Genomic DNA, 25,161 nt, shown 5'->3' with positions numbered 1-25,161 from the left:
GACCGCAGAGGAAACACAAATCCAACCCTACGGCGAGGCACACTGATGGCTGCGCATCCAATGTTGTCCCGGAGCTTGCACGGCACAGGCGATAATGCGCCGGTGCGTGGTGTTGCTCTGTCCGCAGGCCGGAACCGGTTGGTTACTTCTTTCGTTGTGTCCCTGATCAAGGGAAACGAAGGAGAAACCAAGTCATGGCACATTCCGAGAACACAAACCCCGAGCACCGCACCACGGCGGAGCGCAACACAACAACAACCACAACCACCACGTCGGGCGGCAACAGCGTCGGCATCATCGTCGCGGCGCTGGTCCTTGTCGTGGCGGTCCTTGCCTATTTCGTCTTTGGCGGCGGCTATGATGGCGCCGGCACAGGCGCAAACGACGTCAACATCACCGTCGAAGGCACAGAGCCGTCCGCAACTGCACCTGCCGCAGATGCACCTGCGGCCGACAGCGAAGCGCCTGCCCCTGCCACGGACAACTCCGGCGGCGACGCAACCGCACCTGCTGCAACCGAATAAGACCAACGACACCACCTGCATTCAGGCTGATGCCCCTGCGGGCATCGGCCTTTTTGCCGTTCTCTCGCCCTTTTCGCGCCTGTCTGCGCCCCAATGCCACGGGACATCGCCATGCTGACCATCCATTGTCCGAACTGCGGCGTGACCGCAGAGGAAACCGAATTCCACGCCCACGGCGAGGCGCATCTGAAACGCTTTGGCCCCGGATCATCCGAGGATGAATTCGAAGGCTACCTCTTCATGCGCAAGAACCCCAAGGGCGTGCATTTCGAACGCTGGCGGCATCAATACGGCTGCGGGAAATGGTTCCATGTCGCGCGCTGCACCATGACGCTTGAAATCTTTGGCAGCTACTCGGCCCAGACCGTCGAGCCGCCGCAGGAGATACTGGACCAGATCGCCGACCGCCGCCCCGATGCGCCGGACCCGCGAACATGATCCCGACACCCATTCTCTTTTTGGCCCTGAATATCCCCGCCGGAGGCTCCCGCACCCTCCGCCCGCACAAAGGTTCGCGTTCATGAGCACCAGACTTGCCACAGGCGGACGCCTGCTGAACACCGCCAAACCGGTAAATTTCACCTTCAACGGCAAGCAGTTGCGCGGTTATGAGGGCGATACGCTTGCCTCGGCGCTGCTGGCGAACGACCAGATGCTGATGGGCCGGTCGTTCAAGTACCACCGCCCGCGCGGCGTGGTTGCGGCAGGCCCCGAAGAGCCCAACGCATTGGTCAATCTGGGCCGCGAAGGCCGGTTCGAGCCGAACCAGCGTGTCACCACGACCGAATTGTTCGACGGGCTGGAAGCCTCCAGCCAGAACCACTGGCCCAGCCTGGAATTCGACGTGGGCGCGATCAACACCCACCTCAGCAAGTTCCTGCCCGCGGGCTTCTACTACAAGATGTTCATGTATCCGCGCAGCTTCTGGAAACATGTCTACGAGCCCTTCATCCGCCACTCCGCCGGTCTGGGCAAGGCGCCCAAGGCGCGGGACGAGGACACATACGAGCATTTCCACGCCTTCTGTGACGTTCTGATCGTCGGCGGCGGGGTCGCGGGGCTGGAGGCTGCGCGGACCGCAGGCCGCAGCGGCGCGCGTGTGCTGCTGCTGGAACAGACCAACCACTTTGGCGGGCGCGCGCCGGTCGATGGTGGCACTGTCGATGGCAAGCCTGTGGATAAGTTCGTGGAGGAAATTCTTGAAGAGCTTTCGCAGATGGAAAATGTCCAGCTGCGCCCGCGCACCATGGGGGCAGGGGTCTATGACCACGGCTATGTCCTGGGCTATGAACAGCTGACCGATCACGCACCGGCCAAGGCAGGCCCGCGCCACCGTCTGTGGCGCATCCGGGCAGGTCATGTGATTACCGCCACCGGCGCCATCGAACGCCCCCTCAGCTTTGCCGGAAACGATATTCCCGGTGTGATGCTGGCCGGCGCCATGCGCGATTACCTGGTGAACTTCGGCGTATCGGTCGGGGACCGCACGGTATTGGTCACCAACAACGACAATGCTTACCTTACGGCAATTGCGCTCAAGCAGGCCGGCCTCGACGTGCCTGCGATCCTCGATGCGCGCGTGCTGCCGCAGGACAGCGAGCTGGTCGCGCAGGCCCGTGCCCTGGGCATCCGCATTCTGATGGGCCATGCGATTTCCTCCGTGAAAGGTGGCAAGCGCGTGACCGGTGTCGCGATCTGTTCGCAGGCGGGCGAGGGCGCGGTGCTGGAAGAGATCGCCTGCGATGCGGTTGCCATGTCCGGTGGCTGGTCTCCGGTGGTGCACCTGTGGTCCCATTGCGGCGGAAAATTGCGCTGGGACAGCAAGCGGGCCTGTTTCAGCCCGGATGTGGATAACCCGCCAAAAGGCGCGGATGGCGTCGGCTTTGTCACCACCGCAGGGGCGGCCTCTGGCATGTTCCCGCTGGACGACGTGCTGCATGACGCGCATGCGGCGGCGGACGGTGTGTTGACGACACTGGGCTTCAAGCTGCCCCGCGACATCAGCGCCCCCAATGCTGCCCGCCGCGAGGAGGCACCGCTGGCACCGGTCTGGATGATGCCCCATGGTGCCAGCGCCAAGCTGCGTGAGAAAACCTGGCTGGACTACCAGAACGACGTCAAGGTCTCAGACGTGCGGCTGGCGGCTCAGGAAGGTTTCGTCAGCGTCGAACATGCCAAGCGCTACACCACGCTGGGCATGGCGACGGATCAGGGGAAACTCAGCAATATCAACGGGCTTGCCACGCTGGCCGGCGCGCTGGATGCAGAGATCCCGACGGTCGGCACCACCACGTTCCGCCCGCCCTATCACCCCATTTCCATGGGCGCGATCGGGGGCGGGGCGCGCGGTGCCACCTTCCAGCCGCTGCGCCGCACCCCGATGCACGGCTGGCACGACGCCAATGGCGCGGAATGGGAGCCCGTGGGCCAGTGGCGCAGGCCCTATGCCTTCAAACGTGGTTCCGAAAGCACCCATGACGCGGTCATGCGCGAAGTGAAGAACGTGCGCGAGAACCTCGGGTTGCTCGATGCCTCCACCCTCGGCAAGATCATCGTCAAGGGGCCGGACGCGGGCCGTTTCCTCGACATGCTTTACACCAACATGATGTCGACCCTGAAGCCGGGCAAATGCCGCTATGGGCTGATGTGCAACGAAAACGGTTTCCTGATCGACGACGGCGTGGTTGCCCGGATCGACGAAGACACCTGGCTGTGCCACACCACCACCGGCGGTGCCGAAAGCATCCATGCCCATATGGAGGAATGGCTGCAGACAGAATGGTGGGACTGGCAGGTCTATGTCGCCAATGTGACCGAGCAATATGCGCAGATCGCAGTGGTCGGCCCCAATGCCCGGCAGGCGCTGGAACGCCTGGGTGGCATGGATGTCAGCAAGGAGACGCTGGGCTTCATGGATTGGGCCGATGGCACGCTGGGCGGCTATCCCTGCCGGGTCTATCGCATCTCCTTCTCGGGTGAGCTGAGCTATGAGATCGCGGTGGATGCCAGCCATGGTCAGGCGCTCTGGGATGCGCTGATGGCGGTGGGTGCCGATCTGGGCGTGATGCCCTATGGCACCGAGGCGCTGCACATCCTGCGCGCCGAAAAGGGTTTCATCATGATCGGGGACGAGACGGACGGCACCGTGATTCCGCAGGATCTGGGCCTGAACTGGGCAATCTCCAAGAAGAAAGAGGATTACCTGGGCAAACGCGCCCAGGCGCGCAGCCATATGACCGACCCCGAGCGCTGGCAACTGGTCGGGCTGGAAACCACCGATGGCAGCACCCTGCCGGATGGTGCCTATGCGGTGGGCGAGGGGACCAACGACAACGGTCAGCGCAACACCATCGGGCGGGTCACCTCCAGCTATCATTCGCCCAACCTCAACAAGGGGATCGCCATGGGGCTGGTCCTGCACGGACCCGACCGCATGGGCGAGGTGATCAGCTTCCCCGGGGTGGACGGCAAGGTTTACGAGGCACGGATCGTCGATCCGGTTTTCTATGACAAGGACGGGGAAAAGCAGAATGTCTGATCCTGTAAGCGCGCTCAAGAATATCTCTGACGACACCGGTCTGGTGACAATATCCGAAATCGGCCCCATCGGCATGATCACCCTGCGCGGCGACCTGTCGGACAAGGCGCTGGTCAAGGCTGCTGTGGCCGCAGGCGGCGTCAACCTGCCCGAGCAGGGACATTGCAACACCCAGGGCAGCCAGGGCATCGCCTGGATGTCGCCGGACGAATTGCTGATCATCTGTGCTTATGCGGATGTGCAGGACCGTCTGGCAGATCTTCGCGAAAAGCTGGCGGGCAGCCATGCGCTGGTGGTCAACGTCTCGGACGCGCGGGCGGTCTTCGACATCAAGGGCGACCACGCGCGCGAGGTGATCGCGAAACTGGCCCCGGTGGACATGCACCCGGATCAGTTCAACGGCACCATGTTCCGCCGCACCCGCTTCGCCCAGGTGCCTGCCGCCTTCTGGATGCCGGATGGCACCTCGGCACGCATCGTCTGCTTCCGTTCGGTCGCGCAATATATGTTCGACCTGCTGAAAACCGCGGCAATGCCCGGGTCCGAAGTACGTCACTACGCCTGACACCCTCCTTGACCTGCGCCGCCATTCACGCTCTAAAACCAGTTCGTGTAATGAGTGTGGGGCAGTTCAGGTGACCATCAGACGTTCAGTGACAGCAGCGGCTTGCCTGCTTATGGCCGCTGCCGGCTTTGCCCGCGCTGCGACCCTCTACGAATGTGATCTCAGGACGCGCATCCACAATGGCTGGGTCTCGCCCAAGATGGCCTTCGTTTTTGAGGACGATGGCCGGGCAAAGGTGATCGACGGCATCACGCTGGCCTTTCTGGACGGATCCGCGGAGGCAAAGGTCACCCGGCGCGGCGACAACCTGCGCATCAACTGGACCGTGGCGAATGCCAGGGACGATGCTGGCAATTACATTCCGACATTCCGCTACCTCGCCAATCTGAATACCGCGACGCGGGCTGTCTCGGTCGTGGCCAAACCCGCGGCCTACCCCCAGCGGTGGTCCGCCAGGGGCAGCTGCAAGATTCGGGACAAAAGATAGGTCAATTTCAAGGGAAGGTTGGAAATATGAAAGCTATCAAGAGTTTAGCAATTAGTCTGGCAATTCTGGCAGGCGCCGGGTCCGTGCAGGCGGCCCAGGGGTTCACTCTTGAATGCAACTTGAAGCAGCTGAACACCAACGGTGGGTTTGGCGACAAGATGTATCTGAGTTTCGTGGAGGGCTGGACCAACCCGGCGGCATTTGATTACGCAATCAATAAACTTCACAAGTCACCGATTCCGATCAAGCTGGTATCCAACGAGGGCAAGCGTGTGCGCTTTTCCTGGGAGTTGAAGGGCCTGAAATTCCGTGATGGCACGAGCATCGGTCGGGTGCTCTATAAAGGTTCCGTTGACAAGAAAACGCTTCATATCAGAATGGAATCCATCGTTCCTTCAAATGTCGGTCGATATTTTACCGAAGGGCAATGCCAGAAAATCAAATGAAGTTGCGACGAATTGCCGATCTGCTGCGTTGATGTCATAGAGTGCACTTGACCTATGCGGCATGCGTACTTCATGTGACCTGTAAGAAATGCAATTTAGGAGACCCTGATCATGGCTTTTTCTCTTCCCGACCTTCCCTATGCCCACGATGCGCTTGCCGCCAAGGGCATGAGCGCGGAAACGCTGGAGTTTCACCACGACAAGCACCACAACGCCTATGTCACCAACGGCAACAAGGCGATTGAGGGCACCGAGTGGGAAGGCAAGTCCCTTGAGGAGATCATCAAGGGCACCTACGATGCCTCTGCCGTGGCGCAGAACGGAATTTTCAACAACATCAGCCAGTTGTGGAACCACAACCAGTTCTGGGAAATGATGGGCCCCGACAGCACCGCCATGCCGGGTGAGCTGGAAAAGGCTATCAACGAGAGCTTTGGCTCCGTCGACAAGTTCAAGGACGAGTTCAAGGCCGCAGGCGCCGGTCAGTTCGGCTCCGGCTGGGCATGGCTGGTCAAGGACACTGATGGCGGCCTCAAGGTCACCAAGACGGAAAACGGCGTGAACCCGGTCTGCTTCGGCCAGACGGCTCTGCTGGGCTGTGATGTGTGGGAACATTCCTACTACATCGACTTCCGCAACGCGCGCCCCGACTACCTGTCCAACTTCCTGGACAACCTTGTGAACTGGGAAAACGTCGCCTCTCGTCTCTGAGGCAAAAGGCGCTCTCCCAGTCACCGACGCCCGCCGCGATGCGGCAGGCTGGGTGAACTGGGAAAACGTCGCTTCCCGTCTCTGAGGCAAAAGGCGCTCTCCCAGTCACCGACGCCCGCCGCGATGCGGCAGGCTGGGTGAACTGGGAAAACGTCGCCTCTCGTCTCTGAGGCGCGCTTTGCGAATGAGATCAGACAGATACACCCCGCAGGTCAGCCTGCGGGGTGTTTTCATGTCGGAACCCCGTGGCGTCCTCCCGCGTTTGATCCTTAACCACCCAAAAGACAGGAGGCACCATATGGCAGAGCGACACAGATCCAAAGACGGCAGCAAAGACAGCGACAAGATCCTCGGTGAAACCACCGAAATCGGCCAGCAAGGCCGCTCCGGCGGCAATCTCGAACGTGATGTCGCCACGCAGGACGAAAAGAAACGCGCAACTGAAAATCCGGAAGGGACCACCCGCGTCACCGGACAGGACAAACGCAACCATGGAGAGACCGCATGACCAAGCTTACAAACGGCACATGGGTGCTGATCGCTGATGGCGAAAAGGCGCTGTTCCTGGTCAATCAGACCGACGGCGAAGACCCGTTCCTGGAGGTGTTCCGGGAAGAGGCGCAAGACAATCCGCCCAACCGCGAACAGGCCGCAAACCGGCGCGGGCGGTTCAACGACGGCCCCAGCGTCCACCGCTCCGCGGTGCAGGACACCGACTGGCACCAGCTGGCAAAGGATCGTTTCGCCGGGGAACTGGCCGAAATCCTCTACAGAAAGGCGCACCAGGGGGCGTTTGACCGGATCGTGCTGGTCGCACCGCCGCACACCCTGGGCGAGCTGCGGCGCGAGATCCACAAGGAAGTCGCGGACCGGGTTGTCGCGGAGGTCCCGAAAACCCTCACGAACCACCCCGTCGATCAGATCGAAACTCTGATCGCGAGGGAAATCGCCGCGTAATCAGAGGTTTGAACGCAAAGGCTGAAGCGTTGCATCAAGGCGCGCTTCAGCAGAAATGCGCCTTGAGCCCGGCGAGCGTCTCTGCCGCATCCGCCACAGGTGTCAGATAGTCCAGCAAGCTGGCATCGGCAAAGCCCTGATCAATCACATGGTTCACCAGCTGCATCAAAGGATTCCAGTATCCATTTGTATTCACGATGAAAACGGGCTTTTCATGCAGGCCAAGCTGCCGCCAGGTCAGAACCTCGAACAATTCGTCCAATGACCCCGCACCGCCCGGCAGGACCACCACCGCATCGCAGTTCATGAACATCACCTTTTTGCGCTCGTGCATGGTCTCTGTCACCACATAGGTCGTCAGATCGGTCTTGCCGACCTCCCAGGCCACCAGATGCTGCGGGATCACGCCGAAGGTCTCTCCTCCCGCCGCCTGTGCCGCCCGCGCGACACTGCCCATCAGCCCCACATCCCCCGCGCCATAGACCAGCCGCAGGCCCGCATCTGCCAGGCCTTTGCCCAGGGTCTCCGCGTCTTTCATATAGGCCGGATCGGTGCCGGGGCGGGAGCCGCAGTAGACACAGACAGAGTTCGGTCCAGGGGTATGCGTCATCTCGGCACCTCTTGCATGGAAATTGAAATTCATCCGCAGTGGGATTTTGACCCCTGTTATCGCGCCTGATAGAAAGGCTCAACCTTGGGGAAGGATGGATTGCATGAGCAAGTCAATGGCGGCGCTTGGCGGCCGGTCAGGTGTTCTGACGATTGTGGCCATTGGCGCTGTTGTGATCGGGGTGGCAAGCTGGTTCCAGCTGCGCGGTTCCGAATTTCCGCCAAACTCCGCGCCCGTGGCACTTGTCCCCGAGATACCGCAGGCCGAAACGGCCAATGCGCCCGCCGCAACAGATACCGCTGAACCGGCTGAACCGGCGCAAGCCAGTGCAGCGGGGGATCAGGCAGAGGGTGAGGCGGTGGACAACGCCGCCACACAGGATCCGCCCGCGCAGGAGGACGCCGGCCAGATGGCATCTGCCGAGCCCGAACCCGCTCTGGCCTTTGATCTGGCCTTTGATGAGGTCCGCCGGGAAGGTGACGGCATGACGGTCATCGCCGGCCGTGCCGCGCCTGGTGCCCGGATCGACATCCTGCAAGACGGCGCAGCCATCGCCAGCGCCACGGCGGACGGCAGTGGCAAATTCGCGACGCTTGCGATCATCCCGCCGGACGGCAAGGGCCATGTGCTCAGCCTGTCCCAGACCGCGCCGGGGGGGCAGACCACGACTTCCCGCGACAGCATCATCCTGGCGCCGACAACCCCGCCAGTGGCAGAGGTCGCTCAGGCCGCCGATACCGCGGCATCTGATGCCGAACCCATTGCAGAACAGACACCCGCAGCCCGGGCCGATGCGCCCGGACCGGAGGCGCCAGGCGAAACCGCTGATCCGCTGCCCGCAGATGAAGCCGTGGCGCAAGCCGCGCGCCCTGAACAAACCACCGCCCCCCAATCTGCGCCCGAAACCGCAGCGGTGCAGAGTGAGCCCGCACCCGATGCGCAACCGGCGGCGGCGGACGACGCGCCGGTTGAGACGGTCGATGCCGAACCGGTGCAAGCGCCAGCCGCGTCAGAGCCGGTGACTGCCGCCGCAGCATCCGAAACCACAAACACGCCAGAGCCGGAGCAAAATGTCGCGCTGCTCAAGGCGACGGAGGAGGGGGTGGAACTGCTGAATGCCCCGCGCCCGGACGCCCTGCAATCGGTCGCGCTGGACACCATCAGCTATTCCGATGCCGGACAGGTGCAATTGTCCGGACGTGCGCGGCCCGACACCAGGGTGGTGCGTGTCTATCTGGACAATAAATCGGTGATCAGCCTGCCGGTCGACGAAAACGGCCGTTGGCGCGGCGATCTGCCGGATGTGGATGCCGGTGTCTATACCCTGCGGGTGGACGAGGTGACCCCCGAAGGCAAGGTCTCCAGCCGGGTCGAAACCCCGTTCAAACGCGAATCCGTGGCCACCCTGGAAGCCGCCGGTGCCGGGCAGGACGGTCCGATCAAGGCGATCACGGTGCAAAAGGGCGCGACCCTCTGGGCCATCGCGCGCGAAAGATATGGCGACGGGTTGCTTTACGTCCGGGTGTTCGAGGCGAATTCCGACGCGATCAGAGACCCCGATCTGATCTATCCCGGCCAGGTGTTCGACCTGCCCGACTGACGGCGGGACGCCACGCTTTCGGAAAAAGATGCGCCGGAAATTCCGAATATCCCGGTTGCGGTGGCAACCGCCGCTGTCCCGTCTTATGTAGGGTTTCCAGCCGATAGGAACCTTCATGCCGTCAGATACCGCCAGCCCCTCTGCCAAGCGGAGCGATACGCCCCCCGAACTCCTCACAGACGAACAACTTGCAGACCAGGCCGAACGCCAGTCCGCCATGCGCGTGCTGCGCAAGGTCGCGCCCTATCTCTGGCCGCGCGACATGCCCTGGGTCAAACACCGGGTCGTCTGGGCGATGGTCGCCCTGGTGGTGTCCAAGCTGATCTCGGTGGCAACGCCGCTGTTCTACAAGGATGCGGTGGATGCGCTGGCAGGCGAAGGCACCCCGATACTCGCGCTTGGGGCGGTTTCGCTGACCATCGCCTATGGCATGGCCCGGCTGATGAATGTGGGCTTCCAGCAGTTGCGCGATGCGGTCTTTGCCCGTGTCGGACAACGCGCCCTGCGCATGCTGGCGCTGGAAACTTTTGAGCATATCCACAAGCTCTCCATGCGCTATCACATCACCCGCAAGACCGGGGGCCTCAGCCGGATCATCGAACGCGGGGTCAAGGGCGTCGATTTCCTGCTGCGATTCCTGCTGTTTTCCATCGGGCCGCTGATCCTTGAACTGCTGCTGATCGCGGTGATCCTGACGGTGCTTTTCGACTTCTGGTACACCGTGGTCGTGGCGGTGACGATCGGGCTTTATGTCTGGTTCACCTTTGCGGTGACCGAATGGCGCGTGAAGCTGCGCCGCGAGATGAACGATCAGGATACCGACGCCAATCAAAAGGCCATCGACAGCCTGCTGAACTATGAGACAGTGAAATATTTCGGCGCGGAAGGCCGCGAGGCGGCCCGCTATGACAGCGCAATGGCGGGCTATGAGCAGGCGGCGATCAAGACCAATTATTCGCTGGCTTTCCTGAACTTCGGTCAATCCCTGCTGATCACGGCGGGCCTTGTCGCGGTGATGGTCATGGCGGCCATCGGCGTGCAGAAGGGCACGCTCACCGTGGGCGATTTCGTGATGGTCAACGCCTATATGATCCAGATCACCGTACCGCTGAACTTCCTCGGCACGGTCTACCGCGAAATCCGCCAGGCGCTGGTGGACATGGGGCAGATGTTCGGGCTGCTGGAACAACCGGCCGAGATCACCGACAAGCCCGGCGCCACAGAGCTGACGGTCACCGGCGGGCGCGTCACCCTGGATGACGTGCGTTTCGGCTATGATCCGGACCGGCAGATTCTGCGGGGCATCAGCCTTGAGGCACAGCCCGGCGAAACCGTGGCCATCGTCGGCTCCACCGGTTCGGGCAAATCCACCATCGGCAGGCTCTTGTTCCGCTTCTACGACGTGCAGGGCGGCGCGCTGCGCATTGACGGGCAGGATCTGCGCGACGTGACCCAGAACAGCCTGCACCGCGCCATCGGCGTGGTGCCGCAGGACACGGTGCTGTTCAACGACTCGATCCTCTACAACATCGCCTACGGGCGCGAGGGCGCCACCCGCGAAGAGATCGAGGCCGCCGCCCGCGATGCCCAGATACATGATTTCATCCAGTCCCTGCCGCTGGGCTACGAGACGGCGGTGGGCGAAAGGGGCTTGAAGCTCTCAGGCGGTGAAAAGCAGCGTGTCGGCATCGCGCGGACCCTGCTCAAGGATCCGCCGATCCTGCTGCTGGACGAGGCGACAAGCGCGCTCGACACCGAAACGGAGCAGGAAATTCAGGATGCGCTGCGCCGTGCAGGGCAGGGGCGGACCGTGCTCACCATTGCGCACCGCCTCTCCACCATCGCCGAAGCGGATCGCATCGTGGTGCTGGAAAAGGGCGAAATCGTCGAACAGGGCCGCCACGACGACCTGCTGGCGCGCGGCGGGCGTTATGCGCAGCTCTGGCAGCGCCAGCAATCCGAAGACGCGGCATAGGGCGGCAGGGCGGCAAAATCCGTCTCGCTCGGGTGGGCCACAATGAATGTCAACACGACCTAGGCTCTGGACCCATTAATTCTATATACTCAGTTTGACAGATTTTTTCGCAGACAAGAAGCATCTGCGCAAGAATAGTGGTTCTATTTCAAGCAGATGCGCCGCAGGCTGCGGGAAAATCCGTCAAACCCGGAGGGCGGCGATTTCACTTCATTTCAACGTCTTGGGTCGCTTGCAAATAGAACCACTATTGGCTGCACGCCCCAAACCATTGAAATTTCGTGAAATCGCCGCTGAGCATATAGAATCAATGGGTCCAGAGCCTAATGCCCAAAAGACCTGTCGCATGTCTTGCGACAGCGATCAGGACCGGACCTTTGGCGCGGAGATTTCTGCCGTTGATGATGACTGACACCCAAAGCCCGGAACAAGCCGAAGGCGACGGGTCGGCTTGCGCCTCACGTCACATTGTGCGCTTCCCGGTCGGCCTGCCAGCCGCCTATTCGGCGGCAGACAGGCGCGGCGACATCACCGGCACCGGCGCAGGTACATCATCCCAGATGATCTCCTGCGGCTTCATGCGGCGTGCATCGCGGGCCAGCGCCCAGTCCCGCGCCGCCTGGCTTGCCCGCCCCAGCGACATCCGCGCCAGCAGGCGCGCCACCCAGCGCACATAGGTTGTGGCCCAGACCCGGATCGCCAGTAGCGAGGGCGTCACCATCAGCGTCAGCACCGTCGCGATGCCAAGCCCGAAGACCACCGCCGTGGCCAGCTGCTTCCACCACAGCGCGGTGGGGCTGTCGATGGTATAGCCGCCGGCGGCAAAGTCGAGGCTGAGCCCGAACATCATCGGCGCAAGACCCGCCATTGTCGTGATCGTGGTCAGCAGCACCGGTCGGATCCGCGCCTGCGCGGTGCGGATGATCGCCTCGATCCGGGGCATGTAGCGCTCGTATTCCTGGTAGGTGTCGATCAGGATGATGTTGTTGTTCACCACGATCCCTGCCAGAGCCACGATCCCCGTCCCGGTCATGATGATGCTGAAGGTCTGGTCCATGACCAGCATCCCGATCAGCACGCCGGTGGTGGAGAGCACCACCGCCACCAGAACCAGCACCGCGTTGTAAAAGCTGTTGAACTGCGCCAGCAGGATAATGAACATCAGCCCCAGGGCAGCGGTAAAGGCCGAGGACAGGAAGGCCTGGCTTTCGGCCTGGTCCTCCTGGTCGCCGGTCCATTCGGTGGTCACCCCGAGGTCCAGCGGCTTGGTGTCCAGCCATTTGGTCAGTTCCGCGATCCGCTCGTTTGCATTGACCGGCACCAGCCGGAATGCGCCGCTGTCCAGATCGGCCTGCAGGTCGGCACCCTTGCCGGCCTCCGCACGGTCGATCACGGTATAGGCGGCACCCCCCGGCAGGGTCACCTCCGCCGCCGCCCCTGCGTGGGCAGGGCGCAAAGTCGCAATGGTCTCGCCGGTGGCGGCATCGCCACGCACCACTTTCATCAGCCCCGGTGCCACATCGGCCTTGACGTCCAGATACCGTTTCTGGTCGATCCGGTTGATCTCGGCCAGTTTCGGGACCGGCGTGCGGGTGATGAAGTTCGACAGCGGGATCAGCCCGTCGGCGGTGCGCACCTTGAGCGTGTCGAGGGTGGACAGCACCCGGTCCTTCTCGGGCAGGCGCACGCGGATCTCGATCTCCTCGTCCGAGGTATCGACCCGCATCGTGTCCAGCAGCAGGCCCCGGGTGACAAGCTGAACCATCGCCCCGACAGAAACCACATCCGCGCCGTAGCGCCCGGCCTTTTCGACATCCACGTCGATCTGCCAGTCGATGCCGGGCAGGGGGCGGGTGTCTTCGATCAGGGTCAGACCGGGTGTTTTCTCATATTGCGCGCGGACCTGTTCGGTGGCCTTGACCAGATCGGTGTAGCTGTCGGATTTCAGCCGCAGATGCACCGGCTTGCCCGAGGCCGGGCCGCGCGCCTGCGCCAGGATCTCGATCCGGATGCCGGGGATCTGCTCAAGCTGCGCGGTCAGGTCGTCGATGATGACATCGCCATCATAGGCCGGGTCCTGGGTATGGCGGGTCACCGTGGTGCCCAGCAGCGGAATCGTGAACCAGGGTTCGACCATCTGCGGGCGATCCTCCCAGGGGATCGTCTCGAACTGGACCTGCCCGATGCTGTCCTTGGGGGTCTGCGCCCCGCCGGTGTTGCTGTTCAACCCGCCTTCGCCGGCAAAGGCAAAGACCGTATCAACGCCGGGATGCGCCAGCACGATCTCTTCGGCCTGATGCAGCAGCTGGTCCTTTTCCTCCAGCGACAGGTTGCCTCGCGCCAGCACATAGACAATCGCCTGCTCGGGTTCGGATTCGACAAAGAACTCGACCCCCCTGGAGTTGTTGGAGAAATAGATCAGCACGGTGCCGACAAAGATGAACACCGCGCCCGCCACGGCCAGCGGCATCACCGGGTTGCCCGCGATGAAGGCCATGACATATCCGAACCCGTTCCGGCGATAGCCTGCATGGATGCGGTCGGGTTCGCGGCGGAACATGCGCGCGACCAGCCAGCGGCCCGCACGGCCCAGACGGGTCATCAGCGCAAAGAGGCACACCAGCCCCAGCATCAGCCCCCCCAGCGCCAGCGCGCCAACCGCAGCCGCGATCACGATGATCGCAAACACGATGGCAAAGGTGCTGACCACCGAGAACACCGACAGCGCATCCATGCCGCCGAACTGCGCGCCGATCCACTGGAACAGCAAGCCGGGGGCATTGGGCTGGGTCGGGCCCATCAGCAGGACGGCAGGCACGAAAAGCAGCGCCGCGCCGACGAACAACAGCAGGTGCAGCCACAGCGGCAGCGCCGCCACCGCATTCATCTGACGCGCCATCCAGTTTTCCAGCCGCCCGGTCACACCGCCCATCACCGGCAGATAGATCAGCGCCACCACCAGCGAGGCCGACAGCACAAAGATCAGCGTGACCGGCAACATGCCCATGAACTCACCCGGCACACCGGGCCAGAACAGCATCGGCAGGAAGGCGCAGAGCGTTGTCGCGGTAGAGGAAATCACCGGCCAGAACATCCGCTTCGCCGCTTCGACATAGGCGCGCATCGGGCCTTCGCCCTCTTGTTGGCGCTTGTCGGCATATTCGACCACCACGATGGCCCCGTCCACCAGCATCCCCACCGCCAGGATCAGGCCGAACATCACGATATTGGACACCGAAATGCCCATCAGCGCGAGGAAGGCGAAGCACAGAAGGAAAGAGGTCGGGATCGCAAAACCCACCAGCAGGGCGGCGCGGATGCCAAGTGCGGCCAGCACCACGATCATCACCAGCGCCACGGCGGTAAAGACCGAACCGAGCAGCTGCTGCACCATGCTGTCCACGACCCGGCTCTGGTCGTTGGAGGTGCCGACGGTGACGGCCGCCTGCAGCCCGTCGGGCCAGGCGGCAGCGCGTCCGGCGACGATTTCCTTCACCTGGGCCGCGGTGTCGATCAGGTTGAAACCCTTGCGCTTGACCACCTGCAGCGCCAGCGTCTTTTCATCGTTGAACCGAGCCGTGCCCTTGCGGTCCTCGAAGGTGAGGTTGATCTCGGCCAGGTCCCCCAGGGTGACCACCCGGTCGCCATTGGTCTTGACCGGCAGGTTGTAGACATCGGACGGGTCATCAAAGGACGACGGGATCTTGACCGAGAAGGTGCCCTGGTCGGTCTCGACCTCGCCCGCGGCAATCAGCTGGTTGTTGTTCTGGACCACGCTGATCAATTCGTTCGCCGTGACGTTGTAGGCCTCCAGCCGCAGCGGGTCGATCAGCACTTCCAGCATCTCGTCGCGGTTGCCTGCAATGCCCGCTTCCAGCACCGCATCCAGCCCTTCAAGATCGTCCTGAAGATCGCGGGCCACCCGCGCCATCGTGCGCTCGGGCACCGGGCCGGTCAGGTTCACGATGATGATCGGGAACTCGGAAAAGTTGATCTCGTTGATCGAATAGGTTTCCGCCCCTTCGGGGAAATCGGCCTGGGCGTTGCCCATGGCGTCACGGACATCGGCCATGATCTTGGTCTTGTCCCAGCCGAATTCGAACTCCAGCGCGACGCCGGCGTAGTTTTCCGCCGCCGTGCCGGTCATGGTCTTCAGCCCGTCCAGGTCGGCCAGCTCCGTTTCCATCGGCTTGACCAGCAGGGTTTCGCTGTCAGCGGCGGAAATCCCCGGAAACTGGACCGAAACGAAAAGCGCCGGAATCTCGATGTCCGGCTCGCCTTCCTTGGGCAGGGTGGAATAGGCATAGCCGCCGACCACCAGGCTCAGAAGGATAAAGGCCAGAACCATCCGCGCACGGCTGGCGGCCCAATCGACGATCTCGCTCATTGCGTGACCTCCTGATAGGTCGGATCGACCTGGACACCGGCGGTCACATATTCCTGACCAACCACGATCACATTGGCGGGGTCGGGCAGGCCGGTGACCCAGACACCGCTGGCGGTGTCACGCATGATGCTGACCGGGGCAAAGGAGACAGTGTCGGTTTCGTCCACCATGCGCACGCCCAGGGCCCCGTCATCGTTCAGGGTCATCGCGCTTTGCGGTATCAGATGGGCCTGCACGCCGGCCGCGGCAATGGCGATCTCGGCGGTCTGCCCGTCGCGGATTGTCAGGTCGGGATTCGGCACTTCGATCTCGACCCGGAAGGTGCGGGTCTGCGGATCGGCGGAACGCGACAGGAAAATCACCTTACCCACAAGGTCATCGCCGCCCGCCGCCAGCCGCGCACCGGCCTGCGCGCCCAGGCTGACGCGGTTTACCTCGGTTTCGGGCACAAAGCCGACCAGCTTGATCGGGTTCAGCTGGATGATTGTCGCGCAAAGGCCACCGGGCTGCAGCAGGCTGCCCAGTTCGGCGGTGTCGCTTTCCAGCAGCCCGTCAAAGGGCGCGGTCATGGTCAGCCGTTCGATTTCCTTTTCCGCACTGGCCACGGCGGCTGTTGCAGCCTCGATGCCCGATTGCGCCGCGCTGAGCCCGGAGGTGGCGGAGCTGACCGCAGCCCGCGCCGTGGCGACCGAAGCATCCGAAGAGGCGACCCGCGTCTGCGAGGCAAAGCCGTCCTCGCTCAGCCGCGAGGCGGCATTCTGGTTGATCTTGGCTTCTTCCAGCTTGGCCTGGGCTTCCTCGACCCGCGCCTGCGCCTCCGGCACCCGGCTCCGGGCTTCGCTCAGCCTTGCCCGGGCTTCCTGCAGGGCGGCCCCGCGGGTGCCTGCGTCCAGCACGCACATCGGATCGCCCTGCGACACTTTGGTTCCCTTGCGCAGCGGGGCGGAGGAGACAACCGCCGAAGTCTCGGCGCGGACATCGACCTCGCGCGCGGCCTCAGTCTGGCCCCGAAGAATGACCGCGCTGTCAACCTGCTGCGCCTCGAATCGCCTTACACTGACCTTGACCCGCCGGGTTTCCTGCTGTGGCGCGGCAGCGGGCGTCTCGGGCGCCGCCCCGGCCTGTGCTGCTTCGACCGGCGCATCCGCCGCATCTGCGGCGCCCAGCATGGCCATAAGCTGCGGGCGTGCAAGGATCGACATGGCGAGGATGGCAGTCACCGCAATGGCTGCAAGGATAGAGAAAATACGCATCGCGCGGCCTCATGCTTGGGGCGGCTGGCCAAGCCCTCGGCCAGCCGCGTTTTCGGCTATGTAATACTTTAAAAGTGAACTGCCTAGTTTAGTTGAGGGATTTTTTGCGGATTTCTTGCGGGAATCTGTCGAAATGCACGATTTGGTGCAGGTTGCTAGCAGGTTGCTAGCCCTTGGCTTGCTCCCTCCTGCGGGTTAAGAGGTGAAAAACCAAGGACCAGAGGCAGCCCTGATGAGCGACACAGACAGCTTTATCGACGAAGTCAACGAAGAGGTCCGCCGTGACCGGCTGTACCACCTGTTCCGCCGCTATGGCTGGATTGCCGCTTTGGCCGTCGTGCTGATCGTAGGGGGTGCGGCCTGGAATGAATACACGAAAGCGCAGAGCAGGGCGCAGGCCGAGGCGCTGGGCGACGCGATGCTGGCAGCGCTCGCGACCAATGACGTGGCCGCCCGGGCAGAGCAACTGGCCGGGATTGACCCGCAATCGGCCGAGGCCGGGGCGGTATTGCGGTTGCTGACCGCCGCCGAACAGGTCGAAGCCGGTGAGACCGCCGCCGCTGCCCAGACCCTGGAAAGCCTTGCCGTGGACGGCGATGTGCCGGAAATTTACCGCCAGCTGGCCAGTTTCAAGGCAATGACCCTGCCGGATACCGACATGGCTGTGGAAGACCGCCGCCAGGCGCTGGAGGCGATGGCACAGCCCGGCAACCCGCTGCGGTTGCTGGCCGGTGAGCAACTGGCGTTGCTGGACATCGCGCAGGATCAGCCGGAGGCGGCAATTGCCCGCTACCAGGCCATTTTGCAGGATGCGGAAACCACCTCGGACTTGCAACAGCGCGCCCTACAGGTGATTGTGGCGCTGGGTGGAGAACCTGAGCTTGACGAGAACGCGATTGCAGCCGGTGACGCAGTCACCGGGCAAGCGGTCGGAAACTGATCAGAACCGGACAAACGGTTTGGGGTGAGGGCACGAGAATGGGCAGGACCATGACGCAAAAGCAGAACCACGGCAGGGCCCGGATGGTGGGCGGGGCGCTGACAGCGCTGCTGCTTCTGACCGCCTGCGCCGAGGAACAGGTCTATCTGCCGGGCAAACGCGAGCCCGTGCGCTCCATCCTGCAGGACCCGGAACTCGCGGCCCCGCTTGAGGGCGAAGAGAAGGGGCCGAACACCAGCCGCGCGATTGCGCTGGGCGGCACCTCGAACAATGCCTCCTGGTCCCATGGCATCGGCACGCCCCAGTACCGCACCACCCATCCCGCGCTGCGCGCCACCGTGCAGCCGATCTGGTCCGTGGACATCGGCGCCGGTGACAGCCGCAAGCAGCGCATTACCGCCGATCCGGTGGTTGCGGGCGGGCGTATCTTCACCCTGGACGCCGACGCGCGGGTCACCGCTGTCTCGACCAGCGGTGAAACCCTGTGGACCCGCGATCTGACACCGGTCACCGACCGGGCCGGGCAGGGCACAGGCGGCGGTCTGGCCGTGGATGGCCAGACGCTTTATGTCTCCATCGGCTACGGGGTGCTGGCAGCACTCGACGTGACAACCGGCGGCGAACGCTGGACCCAGAAGCTTGAAGCCTCAGGCTCGGGCACCCCGACCGTCTATGGCGATCTGGTCTATGTCACCTCGGGCGATGACACCGGCTGGGCGCTGGACAAGGGCACAGGCCGCATCGAATGGCAGGTCGGCGGCAGCAGCAGCGTCAACAATGTGCTGGGCGCACCGGCACCGGCGGTGACGGACAAATTTGTGATCTTTGCCTATGGCACCGGTGAGGTGCAGGGTGTCTTCCGCCGCGGCGGCCTGCCGCGCTGGGACGCTTCCGTTGTGGGCAAACGCCCCGGGCGCGCCCTGTCTTCCGTCTCCGATGTGACCTCCGGGCCGGTCGTGTCGGGCAGCAGCGTCTATGTCGGCAACCAGTCCGGCAGGCTTGCCGCGCTGAACGTCGAAAGCGGCAAGCGTCTGTGGACCGCGCGGGACGGCGCCATCGGCCCGGTCTGGCCGATCGGCGATTCCGTCTTTGCGATCACCGAGTTGAACGAACTTGTCAGGCTGGATGCAGGCGACGGCAGCCGCATCTGGGGCATTCCGCTTCCGAATTTCGTCAAGGACAAGCCGCGCCGCCAGTCCGAAGTGGTGGCCCACCACGGCCCCATCGTGGCAGGCGGCCGCGTGATCATCGCATCCAACGACGGGCTGCTGCGCAGCTTTGATCCCACCAATGGCAGCCTGACCGGCACGGTCGAAATCCCCGGCGGCGCAACCACTGCACCTGTGGTGGCCGGCGGCACCCTCTATGTGGTCTCCACCAAGGGGCAATTGCACGCCTACCGCTAATGGTCTAAAGCGCGAGGTTCAGGGGCCGCATCGGCCCCGTCGGAGCCTTGTGAACCATGTCCTTTACCCTTGCCATCGTTGGCCGTCCCAATGTCGGCAAATCCACGCTGTTCAACCGCCTTGTCGGCAAACGCCTCGCACTGGTTGACGACCAGCCCGGCGTGACCCGCGACCTGCGCGAAGGCGCCGCGCGCCTGGCCGACCTGAAATTCACGGTGATCGACACCGCCGGTCTGGAAGAAGTCACCGACGACAGCCTGCAGGGCCGGATGCGCCGCCTGACGGAACGCGCGGTCGACATGGCCGACATCTGCCTCTTCATGATCGACGCCCGCGTCGGCGTGACGCCCACGGACCTCGTCTTTGCCGAGATCCTGCGCAAACGCTCCGCCCATGTGATCCTGGCCGCCAACAAGGCTGAGGGCAAGGCGGCCGATGCCGGTGTGATCGAAGCCTATTCGCTGGGCCTGGGCGAACCGATCCGCCTGTCCGCGGAACATGGCGAGGGTCTGAATGACCTCTATTCCGTGCTGATGCCGCTGGCCGACGCCCATGCCGACAAGGCCGAGACCGATGCGCCCGAAACGGATGTGGACCTGCCCGAAGACGATGGCGAGATCACCGATGCCGTGCCGGAACCCACCAATGCCAAGCCGTTGCAGGTTGCTGTCGTGGGCCGGCCCAACGCGGGCAAATCCACCCTGATCAACCAGATTCTGGGCGAGGACCGGCTGCTGACCGGCCCCGAGGCCGGGATCACCCGCGACGCGATTTCCCTGCGCACCGACTGGAACGGCGTGCCAATGCGCATCTTCGACACCGCAGGTATGCGCAAGAAGGCCAAGGTTCAGGAAAAACTGGAGAAACTCAGCGTCTCCGACGGGCTGCGCGCGGTGAAATTCGCCGAAGTTGTCGTGGTGCTGCTGGACGCCGAAATCCCCTTTGAACAGCAGGACCTGCGCATCGCCGACCTGGCCGAGCGCGAGGGCCGCGCGGTGGTTGTCGCCGTGAACAAATGGGACATCGAGGAAGACCGTCAGGCCAAGCTGAAGGCGCTGAAAGAATCCTTCGAGCGGCTTCTGCCGCAGCTGCGCGGCGCGCCGCTGATCACAGTCAGCGCCAAGACGGGCAGGGGCCTCGACCGGCTGCATGATGCCATCATGCGCGCCTATGAGGTCTGGAACCGCCGTGTGACCACCGCGCAGCTGAACCGCTGGCTCTCGGGCATGATGGAGGCGCATCCGCCCCCCGCGCCGCAGGGCAAGCGGATCAAACTGCGCTACATGACCCAGGCCAAGACACGGCCCCCCGGTTTCGTGGTCATGTGCAGCCATCCCGACAAGGTGCCGGACAGCTATAACCGCTATCTCGTCAATGGCTTGCGGATCGACTTTGACATGCCCGGCACGCCCATCCGCCTTTGGATGCGGGGCCAGAATGACGCGAACCCCTACAAGGGCCGCAAGAAGGCCAAGCCGTCCAAACTGCGCAAACACACCGAAGGCCGTCGCAAGGACTGAGCGGGGAAACGATTTTTTCAAAAAAATCGGGCCGGAGTTTTCGAAAACTCCGCGCTGGGCCTGTCCACCTGCGCAAAGCCGCGAAGACCATCTCAAGGACCGAGCCAGCGGGCGATTTTTTCAAAAAAAACGGGCCGGAGTTTTCGAAAACTCCGGATCACGCCTCAGCGCCTGCGCATTGCCGCCAGGGTCGGCACCAGCAGCACCACCACGCCACCTGCGGCCAGCCAGGCCACGACCTGCACCGCGTCCCGGTTTGCCACCGCCACAGCCACCAGCGCCCAGATCACCGCCATCCCATAGGTCGGTGCGCGGCGCAGTGCCGATTGCACGAAACAGCCGATGAAAATCGCGATCCCCACAAAAACCAGCGCCGCCGTCTGCTGATCCAGCCAGCCATAGCCGGCCGCCAGCAGACCCAGTGACACACAGGCAGCGGCAGACAGCCAACCGGCATAAAGCCCGACTGGCAGCGCAGCCCAGGGCGTATCGGCCACCGGGGCCATGAACAGCGCCGCAAGCGCCGCGATCAGCATCACCCAGATCAGCACCGTTGCCCAGACCGGGCTGGCCACCGCCACGGCCAGCCATGTGCTGCCCACCGCCAGCGAGAGACAGAGCGGCAGGCGCATGTCATGCCACTGCCCGTCACGCGGGGCACGGACCAAGCCCCAGCCGAGGCCCAGAATCAGCCAGCCGTAAATCACGCTCCAGATCGCAAAGGCATAACCGGCAGGCTGCACCGGCGGATTGTCCTGGTGGATCGGGAACTGATCCGGGGCGAACCCGGCAAATCCATCCACCAGAAAGGGCGAGACGGCAAATGCCACGGCCAGCAGGAAGCAAAGGAAGGCGATCGCGGGGCGCAGGGCAGGGGACATCAGGGGGCCTTCAGGTTACGAGGTTTTCCCAAAGATAGCCGTGATGCGCGTCAAGGCAACGCAGGGCGCACCGGCGCCCCGCACGGCGGGCTGGCGTCAGACCAGCGCGCCCTCGGCCGACAGCAGGGTCTTGCCCCCCAGATAGGGTGCCAGCACCTCGGGCAGCACGACCGATCCGTCTTCCTGCTGGCCATTCTCCAGCACCGCGATCAGGCAGCGCCCCACGGCCAGACCGGAGCCGTTCAGCGTATGCAGGAACTGCGGCTTGCCGCCGTCCCTGGGTTTGAACCGCGCATTCATCCGCCGCGCCTGGAAATCCCCGGTGGTGGAGACGGAGGAAATCTCGCGGTAGGTGTTCTGCCCCGGCACCCAGGCTTCGATGTCATAAGTGCGCCGCGCGCCGAACCCCATGTCGCCGGTGCACAAGATCACGGTGCGATAGGGGATACCCAGCGCCTCCAATATGCCCTCCGCACAGCGCAGCATCCGCTTTTGCTCCGCGTCGCTCTCGTCGGGGTGGGTGATGCTGACCATCTCCACCTTCTCGAACTGGTGCTGGCGCAACATGCCCGCCGTGTCGCGCCCAGCACTGCCCGCCTCTGACCGGAAGCACAGCGTATGCGCGGTATAGCGGCGCGGCAGATAGCTTTCCTCGACAACCGTGTCGGCCACGATATAGGTCAGCGGCACTTCGGAGGTGGGCACCAGCCACATGCCTTCCTCGGTGCGATAGCTGTCCTCACCGAACTTCGGCAGCTTGTCGGTGCCATACATGGCATCGTCCTTGACCAGCACCGGCGGGTTCACTTCCGTGAGGCCGTTTTCCTCCACATGGGTGTTGATCATGAACTGCGCCAGCGCCCGGTGGATGCGCGCCACCGCCCCGGACAGCAGCACGAAACGGCTGCCGGAAATCTTCGCCGCCGTCTCGAAATCCATCGACGCGGCCACACCCGCGATGTCGTAATGCTCTTTCGGCGCAAAGCCGAAGGCGGGGATGTCGCCCCAGCGGTTCACCTCGACGTTGTCGCCCTCATCCGCCCCGTCCGGCACGTCATCCGCAGGGGTGTTGGGAATGCGCGCCAGCATGTCGGTCAGCTGCGCATCCAGCTCCTTGGCCTCGGCCTGCATGGTGGCCACTTCGGCTTTCTTCTCGCCCACCAGGGCGCGCAGGCGCTCGAATTCGGCTTCATCACCCTTGGCCTTGGCGGCGCCGACCAGTTTGGAGGCGGCATTCTGCTCCGCCTGCGCCGCTTCGGCAGCGGAAATCTTGCCCCGCCGTGCCGCGTCCAGTTCCAGAACAGCGGCCGAGACCGGCGCATCGCCGCGCCGGGCCAGGGCGGCGTCAAGGGCAGCGGGGTTCTCACGGATGGCGCGGATGTCGTGCATGGGATGCGTCCTTGGGCAATTTGAGTCGTTGCGCCGCCTTATGGCGCAGATCGCGCCGGAACGGTAGGCTATTTGGGATCGGCGGGGTCCTGACCGATGGAACGCTGAAAGTCGCGCCATGCGGTGGTGAAGTCGGGCCCGCTCTCATATTTCACGTCGAAGCGCGCAGGCGGGACCACACCGTCGGGCAGTGTCACCGTGCTGTCGCCAAAAACCTCCTCCAAATGATCCGCGATTTGTGGTACATCTGTAAAATCCACAAAGCTCAGCGCCGCACCTCGAAGAGTAGCGGCGCTGAGGCCTGTGCCAGCATCAAACTGCGCCCTGCGGAGGTCCGCCCCCTGCAACTGCGCCTCGAAGAGGTCCGCCCCCTGCAACTGCGCCCCGAAGAGGTCCGCCCCCTGCAACTGCGCCCTGCGGAGGTCCGCCCCCTGCAACTGCGCCCCGCCGAGGTACGCCCCCTGCGACTGCGCCGCGATGAGGACCGCCCCCTGCAACTGCGCCCCGTCGAGGTTCGCCCCCTGCAACTGCGCCCCGCTGAGGTCCGCCCCCTGCAACTGCGCCCCACTGAGGTCCACCCCCTGCAACTGCGTCCCACTGAGGTTCGCATGCGCAAGAAACAGGCCGGTCAGGTCGAATTTCTGCAGGTTCATGCCCTTCAAGTCCGGCAGATTGTCCTTTTCTCTTTCCTCTGTGCTGCGGTTCAGTCGGCTCAGGGTTTGGGCCGCATTTTCCATGTCGGACCGGGCGGGTTGCAGGTTGGCGGCCCATTTCTGCAAATCTGTCGGAGACGCGTCTTCTGGCGGCTCCTTGGCCGGAAACTCACGCGACAATTCGCGCAGATAGACGCTCAGCAGCCTGTCCACCCTTGGGCGCAGATCGGGGTTTTCATCGGTCAGCCCCAGAAATCTGTCGATCGCCCCGTTGCGTCGTGGAATGTCGTCTTCCCAGCCGTTTTCTGCCTTGTTCACAGCCCATTTTGTCACCTGCCGCTGCGCATAGAGGTCCGCAACGGCAGTGTTCATCTTGTCATTGTACAGCGATTCTGCGGCGTGTCTGTTCTGATCCCGCGTCAGTTTCAGGCGGGTCAGGGTGACAGGCAGGGCGATGACTGCCGCCAAGACCGTTGTCAACGCGGTGAGCTTCACCAGTGAAAACCGCCAGTTCCAGATGGCGCTGCTTTGCCCCGGCAGCCGTTCGGGGGATGGCAACGGCCCCCAGATCAGGCCAAAGATTGTCCAGAGCAATCCGATGCAGAGCAGCCCGAACAGTACCCCCCAGAATATCGCGCCGAGGACAAAGACGGCAGGGTGCATCATCCGCAGGCCCATGCGGCTTTGCACCGTGCTGAGCGCCTCGCGCTTGGCCATCTCCTTGGGCATCAGCAACAGAACGACCAGACCGGAGAGGACGACCAAAGCCAAAAGCAGGCCAATTGCCATCAGCACATGTGGGGGCAGGGGGATCGGCACATAGGTCATTTTTGCGGTCCATTGGGGTGATCTGCGCACTATGGCGTGTAAATGGCACCGGTCCAAGCCAAACGGGGCCGTTTGTCGCGCCCTTTCCACCTTGCACATGGACCTCACCGCGCTTAGGTTCCGGCAAAATTCGCGGTCGCGCTCTTTGGGGTCGGCCGGCCCCACCCAGAAGGACCATTTCCATGCAAGGTATCCAGCAATTCGTGCCGCTCATCCTGATCTTCGGGATCATGTATTTCCTGTTGATCCGTCCGCAGCAGAAAAAGGCCAAGGAACATCAGGCGATGGTCGCTGGCCTGCGCCGGGGCGACCAGGTGGTCACCCAGGGCGGGCTGATCGGCAAGGTCGTCAAGGTCAAGGAAGACGGCGAGATCGAGGTCGAGATCGCAGACGGCGTCAAGGTGCGGGTGGTGCAATCCACCATCGCCACCGTGGTTTCCAAGACCGAACCCGCCAAATAACCCGGCTTTCCGGCCGTGATGTAAAGGCAA

General features: G+C 63.4%; 21 protein-coding genes. 15 read left to right on the top strand and 6 right to left on the bottom strand.

What is annotated here, in order from left to right:
- Window positions 1–194 precede the first annotated feature (194 nt).
- The 9 genes from PVW51_RS17295 (at window position 195) to PVW51_RS17255 (ending at window position 7,228) form a co-directional block, all read left to right on the top strand.
- The gene (locus tag PVW51_RS17295; RefSeq protein WP_274576297.1) at window positions 195–524 is read left to right on the top strand and encodes a hypothetical protein; all 330 of its coding nucleotides are present in this window, start codon (window positions 195–197) and stop codon (window positions 522–524) included.
- A 111-nt stretch (window positions 525–635) separates the two neighbouring features.
- On the top strand, window positions 636–962 hold the full coding sequence (locus PVW51_RS17290; RefSeq protein WP_269365186.1) for a sarcosine oxidase subunit delta: 327 nt from the start codon (window positions 636–638) through the stop codon (window positions 960–962).
- 82 nt (window positions 963–1,044) lie between these two features.
- Window positions 1,045–4,062, top strand: a complete 3,018-nt coding sequence (locus tag PVW51_RS17285; protein ID WP_274576296.1) for a sarcosine oxidase subunit alpha family protein — start codon at window positions 1,045–1,047, stop codon at window positions 4,060–4,062.
- Window positions 4,055–4,627, top strand: coding sequence for a sarcosine oxidase subunit gamma (locus PVW51_RS17280; RefSeq protein WP_274576295.1), 573 nt, complete (start codon window positions 4,055–4,057; stop codon window positions 4,625–4,627). The genes PVW51_RS17285 and PVW51_RS17280 overlap by 8 nt, the downstream gene beginning before the upstream one ends.
- A 70-nt stretch (window positions 4,628–4,697) precedes the next feature.
- The gene (locus tag PVW51_RS17275) at window positions 4,698–5,114 is read left to right on the top strand and encodes a hypothetical protein (RefSeq protein ID WP_274576294.1); all 417 of its coding nucleotides are present in this window, start codon (window positions 4,698–4,700) and stop codon (window positions 5,112–5,114) included.
- Window positions 5,115–5,140: 26 nt separating this feature from the next.
- Window positions 5,141–5,560 (top strand): hypothetical protein, encoded by a 420-nt coding sequence (locus PVW51_RS17270; RefSeq protein ID WP_274576292.1) that lies wholly within the window; start codon window positions 5,141–5,143, stop codon window positions 5,558–5,560.
- A gap of 111 nt (window positions 5,561–5,671) precedes the next feature.
- Window positions 5,672–6,271, top strand: a complete 600-nt coding sequence (locus tag PVW51_RS17265) for a superoxide dismutase (RefSeq protein WP_114273101.1) — start codon at window positions 5,672–5,674, stop codon at window positions 6,269–6,271.
- A gap of 298 nt (window positions 6,272–6,569) precedes the next feature.
- Window positions 6,570–6,779, top strand: a complete 210-nt coding sequence (locus tag PVW51_RS17260) for a hypothetical protein (RefSeq protein ID WP_274576288.1) — start codon at window positions 6,570–6,572, stop codon at window positions 6,777–6,779.
- The gene (locus tag PVW51_RS17255) at window positions 6,776–7,228 is read left to right on the top strand and encodes a host attachment family protein (RefSeq protein WP_274576287.1); all 453 of its coding nucleotides are present in this window, start codon (window positions 6,776–6,778) and stop codon (window positions 7,226–7,228) included. Before PVW51_RS17260 ends, PVW51_RS17255 begins: the two co-directional genes overlap by 4 nt.
- 46 nt (window positions 7,229–7,274) lie before the next feature.
- On the opposite strand, the gene PVW51_RS17250 is transcribed toward PVW51_RS17255, so the two are convergent.
- On the bottom strand, window positions 7,275–7,838 hold the full coding sequence (locus tag PVW51_RS17250; RefSeq protein ID WP_274576286.1) for a TIGR00730 family Rossman fold protein: 564 nt from the start codon (window positions 7,836–7,838) through the stop codon (window positions 7,275–7,277).
- 103 nt (window positions 7,839–7,941) lie between these two features.
- Between PVW51_RS17250 and PVW51_RS17245 the strand changes: the two genes are divergently transcribed.
- Window positions 7,942–9,438, top strand: a complete 1,497-nt coding sequence (locus PVW51_RS17245; protein ID WP_274576285.1) for a LysM peptidoglycan-binding domain-containing protein — start codon at window positions 7,942–7,944, stop codon at window positions 9,436–9,438.
- A gap of 115 nt (window positions 9,439–9,553) precedes the next feature.
- Window positions 9,554–11,413: an ABCB family ABC transporter ATP-binding protein/permease gene (locus PVW51_RS17240; RefSeq protein WP_443288324.1), complete on the top strand. Its 1,860-nt coding sequence runs from the start codon at window positions 9,554–9,556 to the stop codon at window positions 11,411–11,413.
- A gap of 499 nt (window positions 11,414–11,912) precedes the next feature.
- On the opposite strand, the gene PVW51_RS17235 is transcribed toward PVW51_RS17240, so the two are convergent.
- Complete coding sequence (locus PVW51_RS17235; RefSeq protein WP_274576284.1) at window positions 11,913–15,800, bottom strand: efflux RND transporter permease subunit; 3,888 nt, start codon at window positions 15,798–15,800, stop codon at window positions 11,913–11,915.
- Window positions 15,797–17,053, bottom strand: a complete 1,257-nt coding sequence (locus tag PVW51_RS17230) for an efflux RND transporter periplasmic adaptor subunit (RefSeq protein ID WP_274576283.1) — start codon at window positions 17,051–17,053, stop codon at window positions 15,797–15,799. Before PVW51_RS17230 ends, PVW51_RS17235 begins: the two co-directional genes overlap by 4 nt.
- A gap of 232 nt (window positions 17,054–17,285) precedes the next feature.
- Here PVW51_RS17230 and PVW51_RS17225 point away from each other — a divergent pair, with 232 nt between their 5' ends.
- The 3 genes from PVW51_RS17225 to der are packed head-to-tail and all read left to right on the top strand — an operon-like array spanning window position 17,286 to window position 20,919.
- Window positions 17,286–17,993, top strand: a complete 708-nt coding sequence (locus PVW51_RS17225; RefSeq protein WP_274576282.1) for a hypothetical protein — start codon at window positions 17,286–17,288, stop codon at window positions 17,991–17,993.
- Between the two features lie 38 nt (window positions 17,994–18,031).
- Window positions 18,032–19,399 carry a PQQ-like beta-propeller repeat protein gene (locus tag PVW51_RS17220; RefSeq protein WP_274576281.1) on the top strand — a complete coding sequence of 456 codons (1,368 nt, stop codon included), beginning with the start codon at window positions 18,032–18,034 and terminating at the stop codon, window positions 19,397–19,399.
- Between the two features lie 56 nt (window positions 19,400–19,455).
- A complete protein-coding gene (gene der / locus PVW51_RS17215; RefSeq protein ID WP_114273110.1) occupies window positions 19,456–20,919 on the top strand; it encodes a ribosome biogenesis GTPase Der in 1,464 nt (487 codons plus the stop codon).
- A gap of 164 nt (window positions 20,920–21,083) precedes the next feature.
- Here the strand turns inward: der and PVW51_RS17210 are convergent, their stop codons facing one another.
- The 3 genes from PVW51_RS17210 to PVW51_RS17200 all read right to left on the bottom strand — a co-directional run bounded on the left by PVW51_RS17210 (window position 21,084) and on the right by PVW51_RS17200 (window position 24,670).
- On the bottom strand, window positions 21,084–21,800 hold the full coding sequence (locus PVW51_RS17210; protein ID WP_274576280.1) for a tryptophan-rich sensory protein: 717 nt from the start codon (window positions 21,798–21,800) through the stop codon (window positions 21,084–21,086).
- A gap of 96 nt (window positions 21,801–21,896) precedes the next feature.
- Complete coding sequence (serS, locus tag PVW51_RS17205; RefSeq protein ID WP_274576279.1) at window positions 21,897–23,189, bottom strand: serine--tRNA ligase; 1,293 nt, start codon at window positions 23,187–23,189, stop codon at window positions 21,897–21,899.
- Between the two features lie 68 nt (window positions 23,190–23,257).
- Window positions 23,258–24,670, bottom strand: a complete 1,413-nt coding sequence (locus PVW51_RS17200) for a pentapeptide repeat-containing protein (protein ID WP_274576278.1) — start codon at window positions 24,668–24,670, stop codon at window positions 23,258–23,260.
- A gap of 182 nt (window positions 24,671–24,852) precedes the next feature.
- Here PVW51_RS17200 and yajC point away from each other — a divergent pair, with 182 nt between their 5' ends.
- Window positions 24,853–25,131, top strand: a complete 279-nt coding sequence (yajC, locus tag PVW51_RS17195) for a preprotein translocase subunit YajC (protein ID WP_067289430.1) — start codon at window positions 24,853–24,855, stop codon at window positions 25,129–25,131.
- Window positions 25,132–25,161: the final 30 nt, after the last annotated feature.

Origin of the sequence: Sulfitobacter sp. PR48 (assembly GCF_028807335.1) — a bacterium.
Classification (GTDB): domain Bacteria; phylum Pseudomonadota; class Alphaproteobacteria; order Rhodobacterales; family Rhodobacteraceae; genus Sulfitobacter.
The sequence above is the reverse complement of the archived record's forward strand: the minus strand, read 5'-3'. Positions and strand labels throughout refer to the sequence as shown.